This is a genomic window from Burkholderia lata, assembly GCF_902499335.1.
In the GTDB taxonomy this organism is placed as follows: domain Bacteria; phylum Pseudomonadota; class Gammaproteobacteria; order Burkholderiales; family Burkholderiaceae; genus Burkholderia; species Burkholderia lata_B.
In genome coordinates, this window is record NZ_CABVQK010000021.1 from 13,864 (window position 1) to 33,053 (window position 19,190).

Sequence of the window (19,190 nt, forward strand, 5' to 3'; positions counted from 1 at the left end):
CAGTGTCTCCTCGCCGCGGCCGTCCGGCTCGGCAAGGATCCACTGCGTGCGTCATTGCAGCGGTTCTTTCAGCGCGGCAGGAATCGGTAGCGGCATCACGTCGATGCCTTCTTCGGCCAAGGATTGCACATCCTCCGGCGTCGTGACGCCACGGATGCTGCGTGCCGGCGCCTCGTTGTAATGGATGCGCCGCGCTTCCTCGGCGAAGCGCTCGCCCACGTTCTCGGTCTTCTCCAGCACCTCGCGCAGCGCGCGCATCACCTGCGCCTGCAGCGCACGCGGATCGGCCGGCTGCGCCTGCGTCGCACCCGACAGGTTCAGGCGCGGCGCCGACGGCAGACGGTTGACCTCGGTCGTTCCGCACACCGGACATTCGACCAGCTTGCGGGACAACTGCGCTTCGAATTCATCGGCGGAAGCGAACCAGCCTTCGAACCGATGACCGTGCGGGCACTGTAAATCGAGGACCTTCATGCTGAATCAGGGCGTGTGACGAGTGTAGCGCAAAAAGCGGTTTTGTGAACGGTCGTGCTAAATACCGATCGCGCGACGCGGAGGTGCCGCGTCACCGAATTGTAACGCGACGCCCCACCCATCGCTGACGCCGCGCTCAGGGGGGCAGTACCGGCCCGAGCGGCCACGTGCCGGACAGCACCTTGTCGAGCCACATCGTGCCGATGATCGTCTTCACGTCGGAGATCTGGCCCGTGCGTACCCATTCCTGCAGGTCGGCTTGCGTCGCGGTGAAGGTTTCGAGGAATTCGCCATCGTCGAGCTTGCGCTCGCCGGCCGTCAGCCCGCGTGCGAGGTACAGGTCGATGAATTCGGTCGAATAGGAAATGATCGGGTGAATGCGGGCCAGGAACACGTATTCGCGTGCGGTGTAGCCGGTTTCCTCGCGCAGTTCGCGCACGGCGCAGGCGAGCGCGCCTTCGTTCGGATCGAGCTTGCCGGCCGGGAATTCGGCCATCACCTTGCCGATCGGGTAGCGAAACTGGCTTTCCATCAGCACGCGGCCGTCGTCGAACAGCGGGATCACCATCACCGCGCCCGGATGCTGGACGTATTCGCGCAGCGCCGATTTGCCGTCCGGTAGGCGGACGGTATCGCGCTTGAGCTTGAGGAACGCGCCGTCGAAGATCGCCTCGCTTTCGAGGCAGGTTTCGGTCAGTGCGGCGTCGTGATTGGGTAGTTCGGCCATCGGCGGCTCCAAAATTGAGCGCGACGGCCGAAGCCGTCAGCGTCGTTTGACGAGATACTGGAACGTGAAGCCGGGAAACGCGAACACGACGAAAAGACTGAACGTGATCGCGTAGAACTGCCAGCCCTGTTCGAAGCGGTTGCCGGCGCGCGACTCGAGCCAGAAGCCGAGCGCGCCGACGATGAAGTACAGCACGATCAGCTCGCCGATCCGCACCCACCCGCTCTTCTTCGTCGCGCCGAACGGCACGACGGCGAAGAGGCGTTGGTTCAGGAACGGCAGGTTGGCGCAGACGAGCGCCAACAGCACGATAAACCAGCCGGCTGCCGACATTACAGCGGCAACGTGTGACGAATTGCCTGCAGGCAGGCCGTCAGCAGCGGGCTCGGGATCAGGCCGAGCACGACGACTGCCAGGCCGTTCAGCACGAGGATCGTGCGCTTGCAGAAATCGCCCGAGATCGGCGTCGTATCCTGCGGTGCATCGAAGTACATCAGCTTCACGATGCGCAGGTAGTAGAACGCGCCGAACAGCGACGTGATCACGGCCAGCACGGCCAGCCACGTGAGGCCCGCGTTGACGGTCGCCTCGAGCACGGCGAGCTTCGCGTAGAAGCCGACGGTCGGCGGAATACCTGCCAGCGAGAACATCATGACCATCATCACGAACGCGAACACCGGGCTGCGCTTGTTGAGGCCCTTGAAGTCGTCGATCGTTTCGGCTTCGAAATCGCGGCGCGCGAGCAGCATCACCACACCGAACGAGCCGAGCGTCGTGATCAGGTAGACGATCGCGTAGAACATCGCCGAGCTGTATGCGTTCGCCGGTGCCGTTGCGTCGCCCTTCACGATGCCCGCGAGCAGGCCGAGCAGCACGAAGCCCATGTTCGAGATCGCCGAGTACGCGAGCATCCGCTTGATGTTGCGCTGGACGATACCGGTGATGTTACCGACGATCAGCGACAGCGCGGCGAGGATCACGAGCGCGGTCTGCCAATTCTGTGCGAGCGGCAGCAGGCCCATCACCAGGAAGCGCAGGCCCCACGCGAACGCGGCAACCTTCGGGCCGCCGCCGACGAACAGCGTCATCGCGGTCGGTGCGCCCTGGTAGACGTCCGGCACCCACATGTGGAACGGCACGGCGCCGAGCTTGAACGCGATACCGGCGACGATGAAGACCACGCCGAACATCAGCACGGCTGCGTCGGTGTTGCCGCCGACCGCCTTGTACACCTCGCCCAGCTCGAGCGAGCCGGTCGCGCCGTACAGCATCGAGATGCCGTACAGCACGAAGCCCGACGCGAGCGCGCCCAGCACGTAGTACTTCATCGCGGCTTCGCTCGACTGAGCGGCGTCACGACGCAGCGCGATGACCGCGTACAGCGACAGCGACATCAGTTCCAGACCGAGATACAGCGTCAGGAAGTTGTTGCCCGACACCATGACCAGCTGCCCGAGCAGCGAGAACATGCCGAGCAGGAACACGTCGCCGCGGAACATGTCGCGATCTTCGAGGTACTTGCGCGAATAGACGAGCGAGACCGCGAAACCGAACGACACGACCGCCTTCATCATGCTCGCGAACGAGTCGACGACGATCATCTTCGAGAAGAAGTAGTACTGCTGCGGGTCGAGCGCCTGCACCGCGAACCACACGCCGGCGACGACCGACGATACGACCGCGATCAGATAGGTCAGGCGGCGGCCGGAGGCACCGGTAAAGGTGTCGTTCAGCCATGCGACGACGATGGCGGCCATCACCAGCGCGTCAGGCAACAGGACATTCATAGGAGCGTTCATGATCTTGAGTTCCTCCGCTCGCGATTACTGGGCCAGCGGCAGCTTCGACTGCGCGACATGGGAGAGGAGGTTTTCCACGGAAACGTGCATCACGTCGGTGAAGGGCTTCGGATACAGGCCCATCAGCATCGTGAACGCGGCAAGCACGGCCAGCATCACGAATTCGCGACGGCCGATGTCCTTCAGCTTGGCAACGTGATCGTTCGCGACCGCGCCGAAGTACACGCGCTTGTACATCCACAGCGTGTAGGCAGCACCGAGGATCAGCGTGAATGCCGCGCCGAAAGCGATCCAGAAGTTGTACTGGACAGCCGCGAGAATCACCATGAACTCGCCGACGAAACCCGACGTACCCGGCAGGCCGCAGTTGGCCATCGAGAACAGCATCGCGAATGCCGCGAACTTCGGCATCACGTTCACGACGCCGCCGTAATCGGCGATCTGGCGCGAGTGTACGCGGTCGTACAGCACGCCGATGCACAGGAACATCGCGCCCGACACGAAGCCGTGCGAGATCATCTGGATGATCGCGCCTTCGACGCCGAGCTGGTTGAAGATGAAGAAGCCGAGCGTGACGAAGCCCATGTGCGCGATCGACGAATACGCGACCAGCTTCTTCATGTCGGACTGCACCATCGCGACGAGGCCGATGTAGATCACCGCGATCAGCGACAGCGTGATCACGACGGGCGCCAGGAAGTGGCTCGCGTCAGGCGTGATCGGCAACGAGAAACGCAGGAAACCGTACGCGCCGAGCTTCAGCATGATCGCGGCCAGCACGACCGAGCCGCCCGTCGGCGCTTCCACGTGCGCATCCGGCAGCCAGGTGTGGACCGGCCACATCGGCACCTTCACCGCGAATGCGAGGAAGAAGGCAATGAACAGCAGTATCTGCGGCGTCATCGCGATCTTCGCGTTCTGCCACGTCGCGAGGTCGAACGAGTGCGTTTCCGTGTACAGGTAGATCAGCGCGACCAGCATCAGCAGCGAGCCGGCCAGCGTGTACAGGAAGAACTTGAATGCCGCATATACGCGGTTCGGGCCGCCCCACACGCCGATGATGATGTACATCGGGATCAGGGTCGCTTCGAAGAACACGTAGAACAGCAGGCCGTCGGCCGCCGAGAACACACCGATCATGATCCCGGACAGGATCAGGAACGCCGCGAGGTACTGTGCGACGTTCTCGGTGATCACTTCCCATGCGGCGATCACGACGATCACCGTGATCAGCGCGGTCAGCACGACGAACCACATCGAGATGCCGTCGACGCCGAGGTGATACGCGATGTCGAAGCGTTCGATCCAGGTCGATTTCTCGACGAACTGCAGCGCAGCCGTGCTCGAGTCGAAGCCCGTGATCAGCGGGATCGTGACCGCCAGGCCGAGCAGCGAACCGATCAGCGCGATCCAGCGGGCCGTCCCCGGATTTTTGTCGTTACCCACCGCGAGCACAAGGAGGCCGAAAACGATCGGCAACCAGATCGCGGTACTGAGAATCGGAAAAGCGTGCATTAAGTTGTCCCCCGCCTTATTTGCCGCCGAGCGTTACAAACAGGGTCAGGAGCCCCAGCATGCCGATGATCATGGCGAACGCGTAGTGATAGATGTAACCGGATTGGAGGAAGCGGATCACGCCGGCGAACCAGCCGATGAACCGGGCGCTGCCGTTGACGAGGCCGTCGATCACCACGACGTCACCCTCCTTCCACAGGCCGCGGCCGATCGCCACCGAACCACGGGCGAACACCACTTCGTTGATCTTGTCCATGTAGTACTTGTTGTCCAGCAGCGTGTAGATCGGGCCGAACGCGCGGCGGATCGACGCCGGCAGTTCCGGACGCTTCAGGTACAGGAACCACGCGACAACGACACCGGCGAGTGCGAGCCAGACCGGCAGGCCCGACACCGAGTGCAGGCCCATGCCCACCCAGCCGTGGAACTCCTCGGCCATCTCGGCCAGTGCCGGATGGTTTTCGCCGATGAAGATCACCTTGTCGAACGCAACGCCGTGCTGGAAGAAGTCACCGAACAGCATCGGGGAGATCGCGAACGCACCGATGATGACCGACGGGATCGCCAGCAGGACCAGCGGCACCCACACGACCCACGGGGTCTCGTGCGGTTCGTGCGCGTGGTCGTCATGACCGTGGCCATGGCCGTGGTCGTCATGGCCGTGCGCAGCCGCCATGCCCATCGGCGATTCCGGATGCTTCGGCTTGCGGAAGCGCTCTTCGCCGTGGAACACCAGGAAATACATGCGGAACGAGTACAGCGCCGTGACGAACACGCTCGCGACGACCGCGAAGTACGCGAAGCCCGAACCCGGCAGGTGCGACAGCTTCACCGCGTCGATGATCGAGTCCTTCGAATAGAAGCCCGAAAAGAACGGCGTGCCGATCAGCGCGAGCGAACCGACGAGCGACGTGATCCACGTGATCGGCATGTACTTGCGCAGGCCTCCCATGTTGCGCATGTCCTGGTCGTGGTGCATGCCCATGATGACCGAGCCGGCGCCAAGGAACAGCAGTGCCTTGAAGAACGCGTGCGTCATCAGGTGGAACACGGCGACCGGGTAAGCGGACACGCCGAGCGCGACGGTCATGTAGCCGAGCTGCGACAGCGTCGAATACGCGACCACGCGCTTGATGTCGTTCTGGACGATGCCGAGGAAGCCCATGAAGAGCGCCGTGATCGCGCCGATCACCGTGATGAACGACAGCGCGGTGTCCGACAGCTCGAACAGCGGCGACATGCGCGACACCATGAAGATGCCGGCGGTCACCATCGTCGCCGCGTGAATCAGCGCGGAGATCGGGGTCGGGCCTTCCATCGAGTCCGGCAGCCACACGTGCAGCGGGAACTGTGCCGACTTACCCATCGCGCCGATGAACAGGCAGATACAGGCAACGGTCAGCAGGCCCCAGTCGGTGCCCGGGAAGTGCAGGCTCGCAAGCTCTGCGCGCTTCGCGAACACTTCGCCGTAGTTCATCGAGCCGGCGAATGCGAGCAGCAGGCCGATGCCGAGCAGGAAGCCGAAGTCGCCCACGCGGTTCACGAGGAACGCCTTCATGTTCGCGTAGATCGCGCTCTCACGCGTGAAGTAGAAGCCGATCAGCAGGTACGACACCAGACCCACCGCTTCCCAGCCGAAGAACAGCTGCAGGAAGTTGTTGCTCATCACGAGCATCAGCATCGAGAACGTGAACAGCGAGATGTACGAGAAGAAGCGCTGGTAGCCGTCTTCTTCCGCCATGTAGCCGATCGTGTACACGTGCACCATCAGCGAGACGAAGGTCACGACGACCATCATCATCGCGGTCAGCGAATCGACGAGGAAGCCGATTTCGAGCTTCAGCGAGCCGACGTTCATCCATTCATAGACGGTCGCGTTGAAGCTAGCGCCGCCCATCACGTCGAAGAAGACTTTCGCCGACAGGAGGAACGCGATCATTACGCCGAGGATCGTGATCCGGTGTGCGCCCTTGCGCCCGACTGCGTTCCCGAACAGCCCCGCAATCAGCGAGCCGGCCAGCGGAGCGAGCGGAATCGCCAGCAGCAGGTTTTCATTGAGTGTCGTTGACATAACAGCGTTGCCTGAAATTAACCTTTGAGCTGATCGAGATCCTCGACATTGATCGTGTCGAGCTTACGGAACAGGGTCACCAGAATCGCCAGACCGATCGCGGCTTCCGCTGCGGCGACGGTCAGTACGAAGAACACGAAGATCTGGCCGTGCACATCGCCGAGGTAATGCGAGAACGCGACGAAGTTGGTGTTCACCGCCAGCAGCATCAGTTCGATCGACATCAGGATGATGATGATGTTGCGGCGGTTCAGGAAAATCCCGACGATCGCGATCGCAAAGAGGATCGCGCCGAGCACGAGGTAATGAGCAAGAGTCAGCATGTTTTCTTTTCCTCCGCTTAGCCGTTGGTGCCCGAACCGGCTTCGCTCTGCGCCGCTTCCGGCTGCGGCTTTTCCGCTTCCATCTTCACGAGGCGCACGCGATCGTTGCGGCGCACCTTGACCTGATCCGACACGCGCTGGCGCTTGCTGTCCTTGCCCTTGCGCTCGGTCAGCCCGATCGCGGCAATGATCGCGACCAGCAGCACGAGGCCGGCGATTTCGAACGCGAAGATGTAGTCGGTGTAGATCACCTTGCCGATCAGGCGCGTGTTCGACCAGTTGGCCATCTCGCCCGTCGCCATCGCGTGCACCGTCTGCGTGTCGCCGTAGCCGCGCCACAGGATCAGCGCGGTTTCGATCACGATGATCGCGCCGACCACGGTCGCCATCGGGACGAAGCGCTTGAAGTCGCGGCGCAGGTAGTCGATGTTGATGTCCAGCATCATCACGACGAACAGGAACAGCACCATCACGGCGCCCACGTAGACCAGCACCAGCAGGATCGCGAGGAACTCCGCTTCCAGCAGCATCCAGATCGCGGCGGCGTTGAAGAACGCCAGCACAAGGAAAAGCGCAGACGCCACCGGGTTGCGCGAAGTGATCACCTTCAGCCCTGATACCACCAGGAGCAGCGCGAAGATGTAGAACAGTACGGTCGTGAATTCCATGATTACCGGTTCATCGTTAGGCCATAGTCAGGCGCGGCTTGCGGGACGCTCTCGCGTGCCGCACCCGTCGCGGCGGCTCGGCCCTGGCTTCGGGCCGGCACTGCAAACACAATCAACGATACGGCGCGTCGGCAGCCTTCGCCGCGGCGATGTCCTTCTCGTAGCGATCGCCCACCGCGAGCAGCATTTCCTTCGTGAAATACAGGTCGCCGCGCTTTTCGCCGTGGTACTCGAGAATCTGCGTCTCGACGATCGAATCGACCGGGCAGCTCTCTTCGCAGAAACCGCAGAAGATGCACTTCGTCAGGTCGATGTCGTAGCGCGTCGTGCGGCGCGTGTTGTCCGCGCGCGTTTCCGATTCGATCGTGATCGCCATCGCGGGGCACACGGCCTCGCACAACTTGCACGCGATGCAGCGCTCTTCGCCGTTTTCGTAGCGGCGCAGCGCATGCAGCCCGCGGAAACGCGGCGAAATCGGCGTCTTTTCTTCCGGGAACTGCACGGTGACCTTGCGCTTGAACGTGTAACGGCCGGTCAGCGCGAGCCCCTGCAGGAGCTCGGTCAGGAAGAAGGTCTTAAAGAAGTGTTGGATTGCGCTCATGATTTCGTCCGATTACTTCACCCAGATGTTGAGCGGCGACATCATCCAGAAGCCGACCACGACCACCCAGACCACCGTGACGGGCAGGAACACCTTCCAGCCCAAGCGCATGATCTGGTCGTAACGGAAACGCGGGAACGTCGCGCGAACCCAGATGAACACCGACAGCAGCGCGAATATCTTCAGCACCAGCCAGAAGATGCCCGGAATGAACGACAGGAATTCGAACGGTGCATCCCAGCCGCCGAGGAACAGCGTCGCAGTCAGCGCCGAGATCACGATCATGTTGATGTACTCGGCGAGGAAGAACAGCGCGAACGCCATACCCGAGTAATCGATCATGTGACCCGCGACGATTTCCGACTCCCCTTCCACCACGTCGAACGGGTGGCGGTTCGTTTCGGCGATGCCCGAGATGAAGTACACGACGAACGCCGGCAGCAGCGGCAGCCAGTTCCACGACAGGAAGTTCACGCCGTGGCCCGCGAAGAAGCCGTGCTGCTGCGAACCGACGATTTCCGACAGGTTCAGGCTGCCGGCCGTCATCAGCACCAGCACCAGCGCGAAGCCCATCGAGATTTCGTACGACACCATCTGTGCCGCGGCGCGCATCGCGCCGAGGAACGCGTACTTCGAGTTCGATGCCCAGCCTGCGAGAATCACCGCATACACGCCGATCGACGAGATCGCCATCGCGTACAGCAGGCCCGCGTTCACGTTGGCGAGGACCGCTTCGGCCTGGAACGGGATCACGGCCCACACGGCGAACGCCGGCACGACGGTCATCACCGGCGCGATCAGGTACAGCCAGCGGCTGGCGGCGCTCGGCTGAATGACTTCCTTCAGCAGCAGCTTCAGCACGTCGGCGATCGGCTGCAGCAGGCCGCCGGGACCGACGCGGTTCGGGCCGAGACGCACGTGCATCCAGCCGATCAGCTTGCGTTCCCACAGAATCAGGTACGCGACGCACAGCAGGATGACGACGGAGACGACGAGGATGCGCACGACTGCCCACACCGTCGGCCACGCGAAGCCGAGAAGCTGGGACCCGCCCGCGTTGATCGTATCGAACAAGCTCATTTACGCCTTCTCCACCACCAGTTCACCGGACAGGCTGCCGAGCGCTGCGCCGGCAGGCGTCGCCGCCGACACGCGAACGACGGTCTCCGCAAGATTCGCGTCGCGCACGGCCGGCAACTGCACCGCACGCTCGCCCTGGCGTACGCGCACGGCGTCGCCTTCCTTCAAGCCCAGCTTGTCGAACAGCGCGGCCGGCAGGGCTGCGGCATTCGCCGCCTTCGCGGCGGCCGTCAGGTGCAGTGCACCTGCGCGGCGCACGAGTGCGTCGGCGTGATAGATCGGCACATCGGCCAGGCGCTCGAAACCGCCGTTCGCGGCATTCGCCGCGACGCGCACCGGTGCGACCGACGTCTGGTTCGACAGGCGGCCCGCGACGCCGGCATCGCCGAGCGCTGCGAGACGCACTTCTTCCGAGGTCTCGTATTCGAAGTTCGGCAGGCCGAGCAGGCTGCCCAGCACGCGCAGCACCTTCCAGCCCGGACGCGTATCGCCGAGCGGGCGCACGACGCCGTTGAAGCTCTGCACGGTGCCTTCCGCATTCACGTACGTACCGGCCGTCTCCGTGAACGGCGCAACCGGCAGCAGCACGTCGGCGTAGTCGAGACCGTGCTTGAACGGCGACATCACGACGACCATCTCGGCCTGATTCAGCGCGGCAAGCGCCTGCGCCGGATCGGCAGTGTCGAATTCCGGTTCGACGTTCAGCAGCACGTAGCCCTTGCGCGGCTGCGCGAACGCTTCGCGTGCGTTCAGGCCGCCTTCGCCCGGCAGTGCGCCGACGACGTGCGCGCCGACCGTGTTCGCCGCTTCCGTCAGGAAGCCGAACGTGGCGCCGGTGTTGTCGGCGATCCACTTGGCGACGGCGTGCAGCTTTGCGAATTCCGGATGGCGGACCGCGACGTTGCCGAGCAGCACAGCGCGGCGTTCGCCGTTCGCGAGCGACTGGGCGACAGCCTGCGCGGCCGGCGATGCCGTGACGCCCGCGAGCGTGTCGGGCAGCGCGACACCGCGCAGTTGCGCGACGGCCGCAGCGATGCCGGCCAGCTGGTCGAGCCATGCCGACGGTGCAGCAACGATGCGCTGCGCGGTCGGGATCAGTGCGTCGTCACCGGTTGCGTGCAGGAAGTGCAGCTTCGCGCCGTTCTTCGCGGCCTGACGCAGGCGGGCGGCGAACAGCGGGTGATCGCGGCGCAGGAACGAACCCACGACGAACGCGGCGTCCACGTTCGACAGGTCGGCGATCGGCATGCCGAGCCACGGTGCGCCCTGGACCGGCGCCGAGAAATCCTGCTGACGCAGACGGAAGTCGACGTTCGGCGTCTTCAGCTCGTTGGCGAGCTGCTTCACGAGGAACAGCTCTTCAGCGGTGCTGTGCGCGCTCGCGAGCATCGCCAGCGCGTTCGCGCCGTGATCCGCGGCGATGCCCTTCAGGCCCTTCGCGACGTATTCGAGTGCGGTCTGCCAGTCGGTCTCGATCCACTGGCCGCCCTGCTTCAGCATCGGCTTCGTCAGGCGCTCTTCGCTGTTGAGGCCTTCATACGAGAAGCGGTCCTTGTCCGAGATCCAGCATTCGTTGATCGCTTCGTTCTCGAACGGCAGCACGCGCATCACGCGGTTGTTCTTCACTTGCACGACGAGGTTCGCGCCGACGGAATCGTGCGGGCTCACCGACTTGCGACGCGACAGTTCCCACGTACGGGCGCTGTAGCGGAACGGCTTGCTGGTCAGCGCGCCGACCGGGCACAGGTCGATCATGTTGCCCGACATTTCGGAATCGACCGTCTTGCCGACGAACGTCGTGATTTCCGAGTGCTCGCCGCGGCCCAGCATGCCGAACTCCATCACGCCGGCGATTTCCTGGCCGAAGCGGACGCAGCGCGTGCAGTGGATGCAGCGCGACATTTCTTCCATCGAGATCAGCGGGCCCACGTTCTTGTGGAACACCACACGCTTCTCTTCCGAGTAGCGCGACGACGACTTGCCGTAGCCGACCGCCAGATCCTGCAGCTGGCATTCGCCGCCCTGATCGCAGATCGGGCAATCGAGCGGGTGGTTGATGAGGAGGAATTCCATCACCGACTGCTGCGCCTTCACGGCCTTGTCGGATTGCGTATGGACGATCATGCCGGCCGACACGGGGGTCGCGCACGCAGGCACGGCCTTCGGCATCTTCTCGACTTCGACGAGACACATCCGGCAGTTGGCCGCAACCGACAGTTTCTTGTGATAGCAGAAGTGAGGAATGTACGTATCCGCCTTGTGCGCAGCCTGGATCACCATGCTGCCTTCGGGCACCTCGACCTTCTTGCCGTCTATTTCAAGTTCAACCATGATGGTGAATGGTCCTTAACCTATTTCCGCCCGTTCGCGCCTTCGCCCGACCGTGCGCTCAAATTCCGCAACCGGGTTCGCTTCAGGCTGCCGCCGCGTGCGCGTGGCCGCCGACCATGCAGTGCTTGTGCTCGACGTGGTACGCGAATTCGTCCCAGTAGTGCTTGAGCATCCCGCGTACCGGCATCGCCGCCGCATCGCCGAGTGCACAGATCGTGCGGCCCATGATGTTCTCGGCAACCGAGTTCAGCAGGTCCAGATCTTCCTGGCGGCCTTCGCCGTGCTCGATACGATTCACGACGCGATACAGCCAGCCGGTGCCTTCACGGCACGGCGTGCACTGGCCGCACGATTCCTCGTAGTAGAAGTACGACAGGCGCAGCAGCGAGCGCACCATGCAGCGCGTCTCGTCCATCACGATCACCGCGCCGGAACCGAGCATCGAGCCCGCCTTCGCGATCGAATCGTAGTCGAGATCCGTCTGCATCATGATGTCGCCCGGGATCACCGGTGCCGACGAACCGCCCGGAATCACGGCCTTGATCTTCTTGCCGCCGCGCATCCCGCCGGCGAGCTCCATCAGCGTCGCGAACGGAGTGCCGAGCGGCACTTCATAGTTGCCCGGACGCTCGACGTCGCCCGACACCGAGAAAATCTTCGTGCCGCCGTTGTTCGGCTTGCCGATCTCGAGGTAGTTCTGCGGCCCGATGGACAGCAGGAACGGCACCGCGGCGAACGTCTCGGTGTTGTTGATCGTGGTGGGCTTGCCGTACACGCCGAAGCTCGCCGGGAACGGCGGCTTGAAGCGCGGCTGGCCCTTCTTGCCTTCGAGCGACTCGAGCAGTGCCGTTTCCTCGCCGCAGATGTACGCGCCGTAACCGTGGTGCGCGTGCAGCTGGAACGAGAATTCCGAGCCCATGATGTTGTCGCCGAGGAACCCGGCAGCGCGCGCTTCATCGAGCGCGGCTTCGAAGCGTCGATACACTTCGAAGATTTCGCCGTGGATGTAGTTGTAGCCGACGGTGATGCCCATCGCGTACGCGCCGATGGCCATGCCTTCGATCAGCGCGTGCGGGTTCCAGCGCAGGATGTCGCGATCCTTGAACGTGCCCGGCTCGCCTTCGTCCGAGTTGCAGACGAGGTACTTCTGCCCCGGGAACTGGCGCGGCATGAAGCTCCACTTCAGGCCGGTCGGGAAGCCCGCACCGCCACGGCCACGCAGGCCCGACGCCTTGACGTCGGCGATCACCTGCTCGGGCGGAATCTTTTCTTCGAGAATGCGGCGCAGCTGCTTGTAGCCGCCGCGCGCAACGTAATCTTCGAGATGCCAGTTCTCGCCGTTCAGACCAGCGAGGATCAGCGGTTTGATGTGACGGTCGTGGAGGGACGTCATTTCGAGAGCTCCTCAAGCAGCTGGTCGATCTTCTCGCGGCTCATGAAGCTGCACATTCTGTGATTGTTCACCAGCAGCACCGGCGCATCGCCGCACGAGCCCATGCATTCGCCTTCCTTCAGCGTGAACTTGCCGTCGGGCGTGGTCTCGCCGAAGCCGATGCCCAGCTTCTGTTTCAGGTAGTCGGCAGTTGCTTCCGCGCCACCGTCCGGGCCGAGCTGGCACGGCAGGTTCGTGCAGAGCGTGATCTTGTGCTTGCCGACCGGGTTGAGCTCGTACATCGTGTAGAACGTTGCGACTTCCTGCACGGCAACGGCCGGCATGCCGAGATAGTCCGCAACGAACTGCATCAGTTCGGGCGACAGCCAGCCGTGCTCTTCCTGAGCAACGGCCAACGCCGACATCACGGCGGACTGTTTCTGATCGGCGGGATACTTCGTCAACGCGCGATCGATTTCCTTCAGGCCTTCAGCTGAGATCATTTTCAGACACGACTCTTTCAATTCCTACCGAACGAACAACCTGCCGCACACTGGGGTGCATGGACGGCAGACCTGGCGCTCACTCTGTTGACAGCTTGCGAAGCCGCGCCGGTTCAGCGCGCATCGCGTGTGACTTACTGCTCGCCGCCCGCTCTCGCGGGCAGCGCAACCATTAGCGATCGATCTCGCCGAACACGATGTCCTGCGTACCGATGATCGTGACGGCGTCGGCGATCATGTGACCGCGCGCCATTTCGTCGAGCGACGCCAGGTGCGCGAAACCCGGTGCGCGAATCTTGAGGCGATACGGCTTGTTGGCACCATCCGACACGAGGTAGATGCCGAACTCACCCTTCGGATGCTCGACCGCCGCGTACGCTTCGCCTTCCGGCACATGGAAACCTTCGGTGAAGAGCTTGAAGTGGTGAATCAAGTCTTCCATGTTGGTCTTCATGCCGACGCGCGACGGCGGTGCAACCTTGTGATTGTCCGTCATCACCGGGCCCGGATTCTTGCGGAGCCACTCAATACACTGTTTCGCGATGCGGATCGACTGGCGCATTTCTTCGACGCGCACCAGATAGCGGTCGTAGCAATCGCCGTTCACGCCGACCGGCACGTCGAAATCCATGCGATCGTACACTTCGTACGGCTGCTTCTTGCGCAGGTCCCAGGCGATGCCCGAGCCGCGCAGCATCGGACCCGTCAGGCCCATCTGCAGCGCACGTTCCGGGCTGACCACGCCGATCCCGACCAGACGCTGCTTCCAGATCCGGTTGTCGGTGAGCAGCGTTTCGTATTCGTCGACGCACTTCGGGAAGCGCGTGAAGAAATCGTCGATGAAGTCGAGCACCGAGCCGCTGCGCGCTTCGTTCATCTTCGCGAGCGCCTTCTCGTTGCGAATCTTCGACGCCTTGTATTGCGGCATTGCGTCAGGCAGGTCGCGGTAGACGCCGCCCGGACGGTAGTACGCAGCGTGCATCCGGGCGCCGGACACCGCTTCGTACACGTCCATCAGGTCTTCGCGTTCGCGGAACGCGTACAGGAACACGGCCATCGCGCCGACGTCGAGTGCGTGCGCGCCGATCCACATCAGGTGGTTCAGCACGCGCGTGATCTCGTCGAACAGCACGCGGATGTACTGCGCGCGCTCCGGCACTTCGATGCCGAGCAGCTTTTCGATCGCGAGCACGTAGCCGTGCTCGTTGACCATCATCGACACGTAGTCGAGACGGTCCATGTACGGCACGGACTGGATGAACGTCTTGGATTCCGCGAGCTTTTCGGTCGCGCGGTGCAGCAGGCCGATGTGCGGATCGGCACGCTGGATGACTTCGCCGTCGAGCTCGAGCACGAGGCGCAGCACGCCGTGCGCTGCCGGGTGCTGCGGGCCGAAGTTGAGCGTGTAGTTCTTGATTTCTGCCATGACGCCCCCTTAATGTTTCAGACCGCCATAGCGATCCTCGCGGATCACGCGCGGCGTGATTTCGCGCGGCTCGATCGTCACCGGCTGGTACACGACCCGCTTCTCTTCCGGGTCGTAACGCATTTCGACATAGCCCGACACCGGGAAGTCCTTGCGGAACGGATGGCCGATGAAGCCGTAGTCGGTGAGGATGCGGCGCAGGTCGGGGTGGCCTTCGAACACGATGCCGTACAGGTCGAACGCTTCACGTTCGTACCAGTTCGCGGAGGTCCAGATGTCGACCAGCGATGCCACGATCGGCAGGTCGTCGTCCGGCGCGAATGCGCGCAGGCGCAGGCGCCAGTTGTTCGTGACCGACAGCAGATGCGACACGGCCGCGAAGCGCGGGCCGTCGTACGCACCGTCGCCGAAGGTCTGGTAGTCGACGCCGCACAGGTCGAGCAGCTGCTCGAAACGGAGCTTCGGATCGTCGCGCAGCATCTTTGCGACTTCGAGGTAATCGCTCGCCTTCACGACGAGCGTCAGTTCACCGATCGCTTCGGTGAGGCTCACCACGCGCGCGCCGAGCGCGGCTTCGAGGTTTGCCTTGAGGGTCTCGATTTTGCTTGCCATATTGAGGGGACGCTCGGGGCTTTATTGACGGGCGATGGTATTGGTGCGGCGGATCTTCGCCTGAAGCTGGATCACGCCGTAGACCAGCGCCTCGGCCGTGGGCGGACAGCCCGGCACGTAGACATCGACTGGCACGATCCGGTCGCAACCGCGGACCACCGAATACGAGTAGTGGTAATAACCACCGCCGTTCGCGCACGATCCCATCGAGATCACCCAGCGCGGCTCGGCCATCTGGTCGTACACGCGGCGCAGCGCAGGCGCCATCTTGTTGCACAGCGTGCCGGCGACGATCATCACGTCCGACTGACGCGGGCTCGGGCGAAACACGACGCCGAACCGATCCAGGTCGTAACGGGCCGCGCCCGCATGCATCATTTCGACGGCGCAACACGCGAGCCCGAACGTCATCGGCCACAGCGAGCCGGTACGCGTCCAGTTGATCAGCTTGTCAGCCGTCGTGGTGACAAACCCTTCCTTCAAGACCCCTTCGATACTCATTTGCTTTCCACTCCAGACGAGCGACCGAGCGTGGCCGCCCATGCAAACCGGCGATTAACCCATCACTCCCAGTCGAGCCCGCCTTTCTTCCAGATATAGGCAAAGCCCAGCAGGAATTCGAGCAGAAAAATCATCATTGCGATGAAACCCGGCCAGCCGATGTCCCGGAGCGCGACGCCCCACGGAAACAGGAATGCGGTTTCGAGATCGAAGATGATGAACAGGATGGCGACGAGGTAGTACCGGACGTCGAATTTCATCCGGGCGTCTTCAAAGGCTTCGAAGCCGCACTCGTACGGTGCGTTCTTCTCGACGTCCGGCTTGTTGGGACCAAGGAGCTTGCCGATGCTGACCAGCGCTATACCTAAACCAGTGCCCACGAGGAGGAACAACAAGACGGGGTAATAGGCTGCGAGGTTCAAGGCAATCCTCTATCGGTTGGTTCTGAGCGTCCGGAGAATACCACTTCCGGCGGAAGGAATCATTTCGGAGTGCAGGCGATCGCAAGACAACCGCAAGCACACCCCAGAAATGAAAAATGCCAGCCACTAGAAGCGGCTGGCATTGAGTAACTTTGGTGCCGACGGCGAGACTCGAACTCGCACAGCTTTCGCCACTACCCCCTCAAGATAGCGTGTCTACCAATTTCACCACGTCGGCACTGCATGCAACCGGGGTTGTAACAACTTGTTTCCCGCGAATCGCTTCAAGAATTAAATTCTAACCCGACTTCGAGATTTGTTCAACGCACAATCGCAAAAAATTTAACTTTTTATTTCGGGACGTCCTGACCCGGCGCGCTTGCAGCCGAGCCTGCCGCAGCCGATGCCGCGACAGCCGGTGCCGATGCAGCAGGCGCCGATGCCGGCGCGGTCGAGACCGCGCCAAGCACGCCCGCCGACGGCGTCGACTTGTACGAACCGAGGTACGTCAGCGCGAGCGTCGCAATGAAGAAGATCGTTGCGAGAATGCCCGTCGTACGCGACAGGAAGTTCGCCGAGCCCGTTGCACCGAACAGGCTGCCCGACGCGCCGCTGCCGAACGCAGCGCCCATGTCGGCACCCTTGCCGTGCTGCAGCAGCACGAGACCAATCACACCGAGTGCAGACAGCACCTGCACCACAATAATCAGCGTCTTGAATAACAGCATCACACCCACCCGAATGGATCAGGCGACCGGACCGACCGGCCGCCGTCATGGTTCAATTCGATCGCGGACCGCTCAACGCGCGGCCCGGCAGATCGCCAGGAAATCTTCCGCCTTCAGCGACGCGCCGCCGATCAGGCCACCGTCGATGTCCGGCTGCGCAAACAGCTCTTCCGCGTTGTCCGGCTTCACGCTGCCGCCGTACAGCACGGACACGTCCGCCGCGCCCTTTGCCGCGAGACGCGCACGCAGGAACGCGTGCACATCCTGCGCCTGCGCCGACGTCGCGCTCTTGCCCGTGCCAATCGCCCAGACCGGCTCGTACGCGACGACGATGCGCACAGCCTCGTCGGCCGTCAGCACCGCCAGCACTGCGTCGAGCTGCGCACCGACCACCTGCTCGGTCGCACCCGACTCGCGCTCGTCGAGCGTCTCGCCGACGCACACGACAGGCGTGAGCCCCGCCGCGAGCGCGCGCTGCGTCTTCGCCGCGACCGTCTCGTTGCGCTCGCCGTGGTACGCACGGCGCTCCGAGTGACCGACGATCGCATAGCGTGCGCCGAATTCCGCGACCATCGCAGCCGCCACCTCACCGGTGAACGCGCCCTGCTCGTGCGCGGACACGTCCTGCGCCCCCCAGGCGACACGGCCGCCGTCGAGCTGCGCCTGAACCTGCGCGAGATACGGGAACGGCACGCACACGCCGACCGACGTTTCGGCCGCCACCGCGCCCGCGCCCTGCACCACTTCGTTCAGCAATGCCTGGTTGCCGGCCAGCCGGCCGTGCATCTTCCAGTTGCCGATCACACGCTTAGTTCTCTGTTTCGACATCGTGTCTGTCTCGTCACCGCTTGGTCATTAACGTGCCGGAAACCGGCCGTCAGGTTTGATCTGGCGAAGCAAACCGGCGATTTTACTGCGCGCGGCTTGAACCGGTCAAACCGCGCATGTCAAGCCCGGCTGCACGGGCCGTCAGGCGTTCGTACCCCAATCGAGCACGATCTTGCCGGTGTGCTCGCTGCTTTCCATCAGCGCGTGCGCCTGTGCGGCGTCCGCAGCGGGCAATACGCGATAGATCACCGGCTTGATGCGGCCGTCGGCAAGCAGCGGCCACACGCGCGCCTTCAGTTGCGCGGCGATCTGCGCCTTGAACTCGACCGGGCGCGGGCGCAGCGTCGAACCCGTGATCGTCAGCCGGCGACGCAGGATCTCGCCCAGGTTGACGTCGGCCTTCGCGCCGCCGAGCAGCGCGATCAGCACGAGACGGCCGCCATCCGCGAGCGCGGACAGTTCGCGCGGCACGTACGAGCCCGCCACCATGTCGAGGATCACGTCGACGCCGCGATCGTGCGTCAGCGACTTCACGACCTCGACGAAGTCTTCCGTCTTGTAGTTGATCGCGCGTTCGGCGCCGAGCGCCTCGCACGCGCGGCACTTGTCGGCAGTACCGGCCGTCGCGAACACGCGAAAGCCGAGCGCATGCGCGATCTGGATCGCGGTCACGCCGATGCCGCTCGAGCCACCCTGCACCAGCAGCGTTTCCTGCTCGCCGCCCTCGCCCGCGCCGAGCTGCGCACGGTCGAACACGTTGCTCCACACGGTGAAAAACGTTTCGGGCAGCGACGCCGCCTCAATATCGGTCAGCCCGTCGGGCACCGGCAGGCATTGCAGCAGCGGCGCGACCGCATACTCGGCATAGCCACCGCCCGCGAGCAACGCGCACACGCGATCGCCCGACTTCAGGCCGAACGGGTTCAACGCGGCGTCCGACAGGTCGCCGCCGACGATCTCGCCCGCGACCTCGAGGCCCGGCAGATCCGACGCACCCGGCGGCGGCGCATAGGCGCCCTTGCGCTGGAACACGTCGGGCCGGTTCACGCCGGAAGCCGCCACCTTGATCAGCACTTCGCCGCGCTTCGGTTCGGGGCGCGGACGCTCCGCAAGCTTCAGCACGTCGGGGGCACCGAATTCGGTGATTTCGATGGCTTTCATGGTGATGGTCGCTCCAGGATCAGGATCGGAATCGGATGGCACGCCCGC

20 protein-coding genes and 1 tRNA gene are annotated in these 19,190 nt (G+C 63.5%); all 21 read right to left on the reverse strand.

Annotated features, from left to right (window positions below; genetic code table 11):
- Positions 1–51: 51 nt before the first annotated feature.
- The 21 genes from BCO18175_RS36950 to BCO18175_RS37050 all read right to left on the reverse strand — a co-directional run bounded on the left by BCO18175_RS36950 (position 52) and on the right by BCO18175_RS37050 (position 19,142).
- Positions 52–474, reverse strand: coding sequence for a DUF1178 family protein (locus BCO18175_RS36950; protein ID WP_122945890.1), 423 nt, complete (start codon positions 472–474; stop codon positions 52–54).
- 136 nt (positions 475–610) lie between these two features.
- Positions 611–1,201: an NUDIX domain-containing protein gene (locus tag BCO18175_RS36955; protein ID WP_174988521.1), complete on the reverse strand. Its 591-nt coding sequence runs from the start codon at positions 1,199–1,201 to the stop codon at positions 611–613.
- 36 nt (positions 1,202–1,237) lie between these two features.
- Entirely contained in the window at positions 1,238–1,534 is a 297-nt protein-coding gene (locus BCO18175_RS36960) for a DUF2818 family protein (RefSeq protein WP_043188818.1), read from the reverse strand.
- On the reverse strand, positions 1,534–2,988 hold the full coding sequence (gene nuoN / locus BCO18175_RS36965; RefSeq protein WP_174988645.1) for an NADH-quinone oxidoreductase subunit NuoN: 1,455 nt from the start codon (positions 2,986–2,988) through the stop codon (positions 1,534–1,536). The genes BCO18175_RS36960 and nuoN overlap by 1 nt, the downstream gene beginning before the upstream one ends.
- A 36-nt stretch (positions 2,989–3,024) precedes the next feature.
- Positions 3,025–4,515 carry an NADH-quinone oxidoreductase subunit M gene (locus BCO18175_RS36970; protein ID WP_069248465.1) on the reverse strand — a complete coding sequence of 497 codons (1,491 nt, stop codon included), beginning with the start codon at positions 4,513–4,515 and terminating at the stop codon, positions 3,025–3,027.
- Between the two features lie 16 nt (positions 4,516–4,531).
- Positions 4,532–6,586: an NADH-quinone oxidoreductase subunit L gene (nuoL, locus tag BCO18175_RS36975; protein WP_174915887.1), complete on the reverse strand. Its 2,055-nt coding sequence runs from the start codon at positions 6,584–6,586 to the stop codon at positions 4,532–4,534.
- Between the two features lie 17 nt (positions 6,587–6,603).
- Positions 6,604–6,909 (reverse strand): NADH-quinone oxidoreductase subunit NuoK, encoded by a 306-nt coding sequence (gene nuoK / locus BCO18175_RS36980; RefSeq protein WP_059233607.1) that lies wholly within the window; start codon positions 6,907–6,909, stop codon positions 6,604–6,606.
- Positions 6,910–6,926: 17 nt separating this feature from the next.
- Complete coding sequence (locus tag BCO18175_RS36985; protein WP_011352694.1) at positions 6,927–7,577, reverse strand: NADH-quinone oxidoreductase subunit J; 651 nt, start codon at positions 7,575–7,577, stop codon at positions 6,927–6,929.
- 112 nt (positions 7,578–7,689) lie between these two features.
- On the reverse strand, positions 7,690–8,178 hold the full coding sequence (nuoI, locus tag BCO18175_RS36990; RefSeq protein ID WP_011352695.1) for an NADH-quinone oxidoreductase subunit NuoI: 489 nt from the start codon (positions 8,176–8,178) through the stop codon (positions 7,690–7,692).
- Between the two features lie 12 nt (positions 8,179–8,190).
- Positions 8,191–9,258, reverse strand: a complete 1,068-nt coding sequence (gene nuoH / locus BCO18175_RS36995; RefSeq protein WP_122945895.1) for an NADH-quinone oxidoreductase subunit NuoH — start codon at positions 9,256–9,258, stop codon at positions 8,191–8,193.
- Positions 9,259–11,589: an NADH-quinone oxidoreductase subunit NuoG gene (nuoG, locus tag BCO18175_RS37000; protein WP_174988523.1), complete on the reverse strand. Its 2,331-nt coding sequence runs from the start codon at positions 11,587–11,589 to the stop codon at positions 9,259–9,261.
- An 82-nt stretch (positions 11,590–11,671) separates the two neighbouring features.
- The gene (nuoF, locus tag BCO18175_RS37005; RefSeq protein ID WP_006478267.1) at positions 11,672–12,982 is read right to left on the reverse strand and encodes an NADH-quinone oxidoreductase subunit NuoF; all 1,311 of its coding nucleotides are present in this window, start codon (positions 12,980–12,982) and stop codon (positions 11,672–11,674) included.
- Complete coding sequence (gene nuoE / locus BCO18175_RS37010) at positions 12,979–13,464, reverse strand: NADH-quinone oxidoreductase subunit NuoE (protein WP_006750460.1); 486 nt, start codon at positions 13,462–13,464, stop codon at positions 12,979–12,981. Before nuoE ends, nuoF begins: the two co-directional genes overlap by 4 nt.
- Positions 13,465–13,636: 172 nt before the next feature.
- Positions 13,637–14,890 (reverse strand): NADH-quinone oxidoreductase subunit D, encoded by a 1,254-nt coding sequence (locus BCO18175_RS37015; protein ID WP_006478265.1) that lies wholly within the window; start codon positions 14,888–14,890, stop codon positions 13,637–13,639.
- A gap of 9 nt (positions 14,891–14,899) precedes the next feature.
- Complete coding sequence (locus BCO18175_RS37020) at positions 14,900–15,502, reverse strand: NADH-quinone oxidoreductase subunit C (protein WP_011352699.1); 603 nt, start codon at positions 15,500–15,502, stop codon at positions 14,900–14,902.
- A 21-nt stretch (positions 15,503–15,523) separates the two neighbouring features.
- On the reverse strand, positions 15,524–16,003 hold the full coding sequence (locus BCO18175_RS37025) for a NuoB/complex I 20 kDa subunit family protein (RefSeq protein ID WP_006398799.1): 480 nt from the start codon (positions 16,001–16,003) through the stop codon (positions 15,524–15,526).
- A 62-nt stretch (positions 16,004–16,065) separates the two neighbouring features.
- Positions 16,066–16,425: an NADH-quinone oxidoreductase subunit A gene (locus BCO18175_RS37030; protein ID WP_006398798.1), complete on the reverse strand. Its 360-nt coding sequence runs from the start codon at positions 16,423–16,425 to the stop codon at positions 16,066–16,068.
- 153 nt (positions 16,426–16,578) lie between these two features.
- Positions 16,579–16,663, reverse strand: a tRNA-Leu gene (locus BCO18175_RS37035).
- A gap of 112 nt (positions 16,664–16,775) precedes the next feature.
- Complete coding sequence (secG, locus tag BCO18175_RS37040; RefSeq protein ID WP_174988525.1) at positions 16,776–17,153, reverse strand: preprotein translocase subunit SecG; 378 nt, start codon at positions 17,151–17,153, stop codon at positions 16,776–16,778.
- Between the two features lie 72 nt (positions 17,154–17,225).
- Complete coding sequence (gene tpiA, locus BCO18175_RS37045) at positions 17,226–17,981, reverse strand: triose-phosphate isomerase (protein WP_122945899.1); 756 nt, start codon at positions 17,979–17,981, stop codon at positions 17,226–17,228.
- A gap of 141 nt (positions 17,982–18,122) precedes the next feature.
- On the reverse strand, positions 18,123–19,142 hold the full coding sequence (locus BCO18175_RS37050) for an NAD(P)H-quinone oxidoreductase (protein ID WP_174988527.1): 1,020 nt from the start codon (positions 19,140–19,142) through the stop codon (positions 18,123–18,125).
- Positions 19,143–19,190 lie beyond the last annotated feature (48 nt).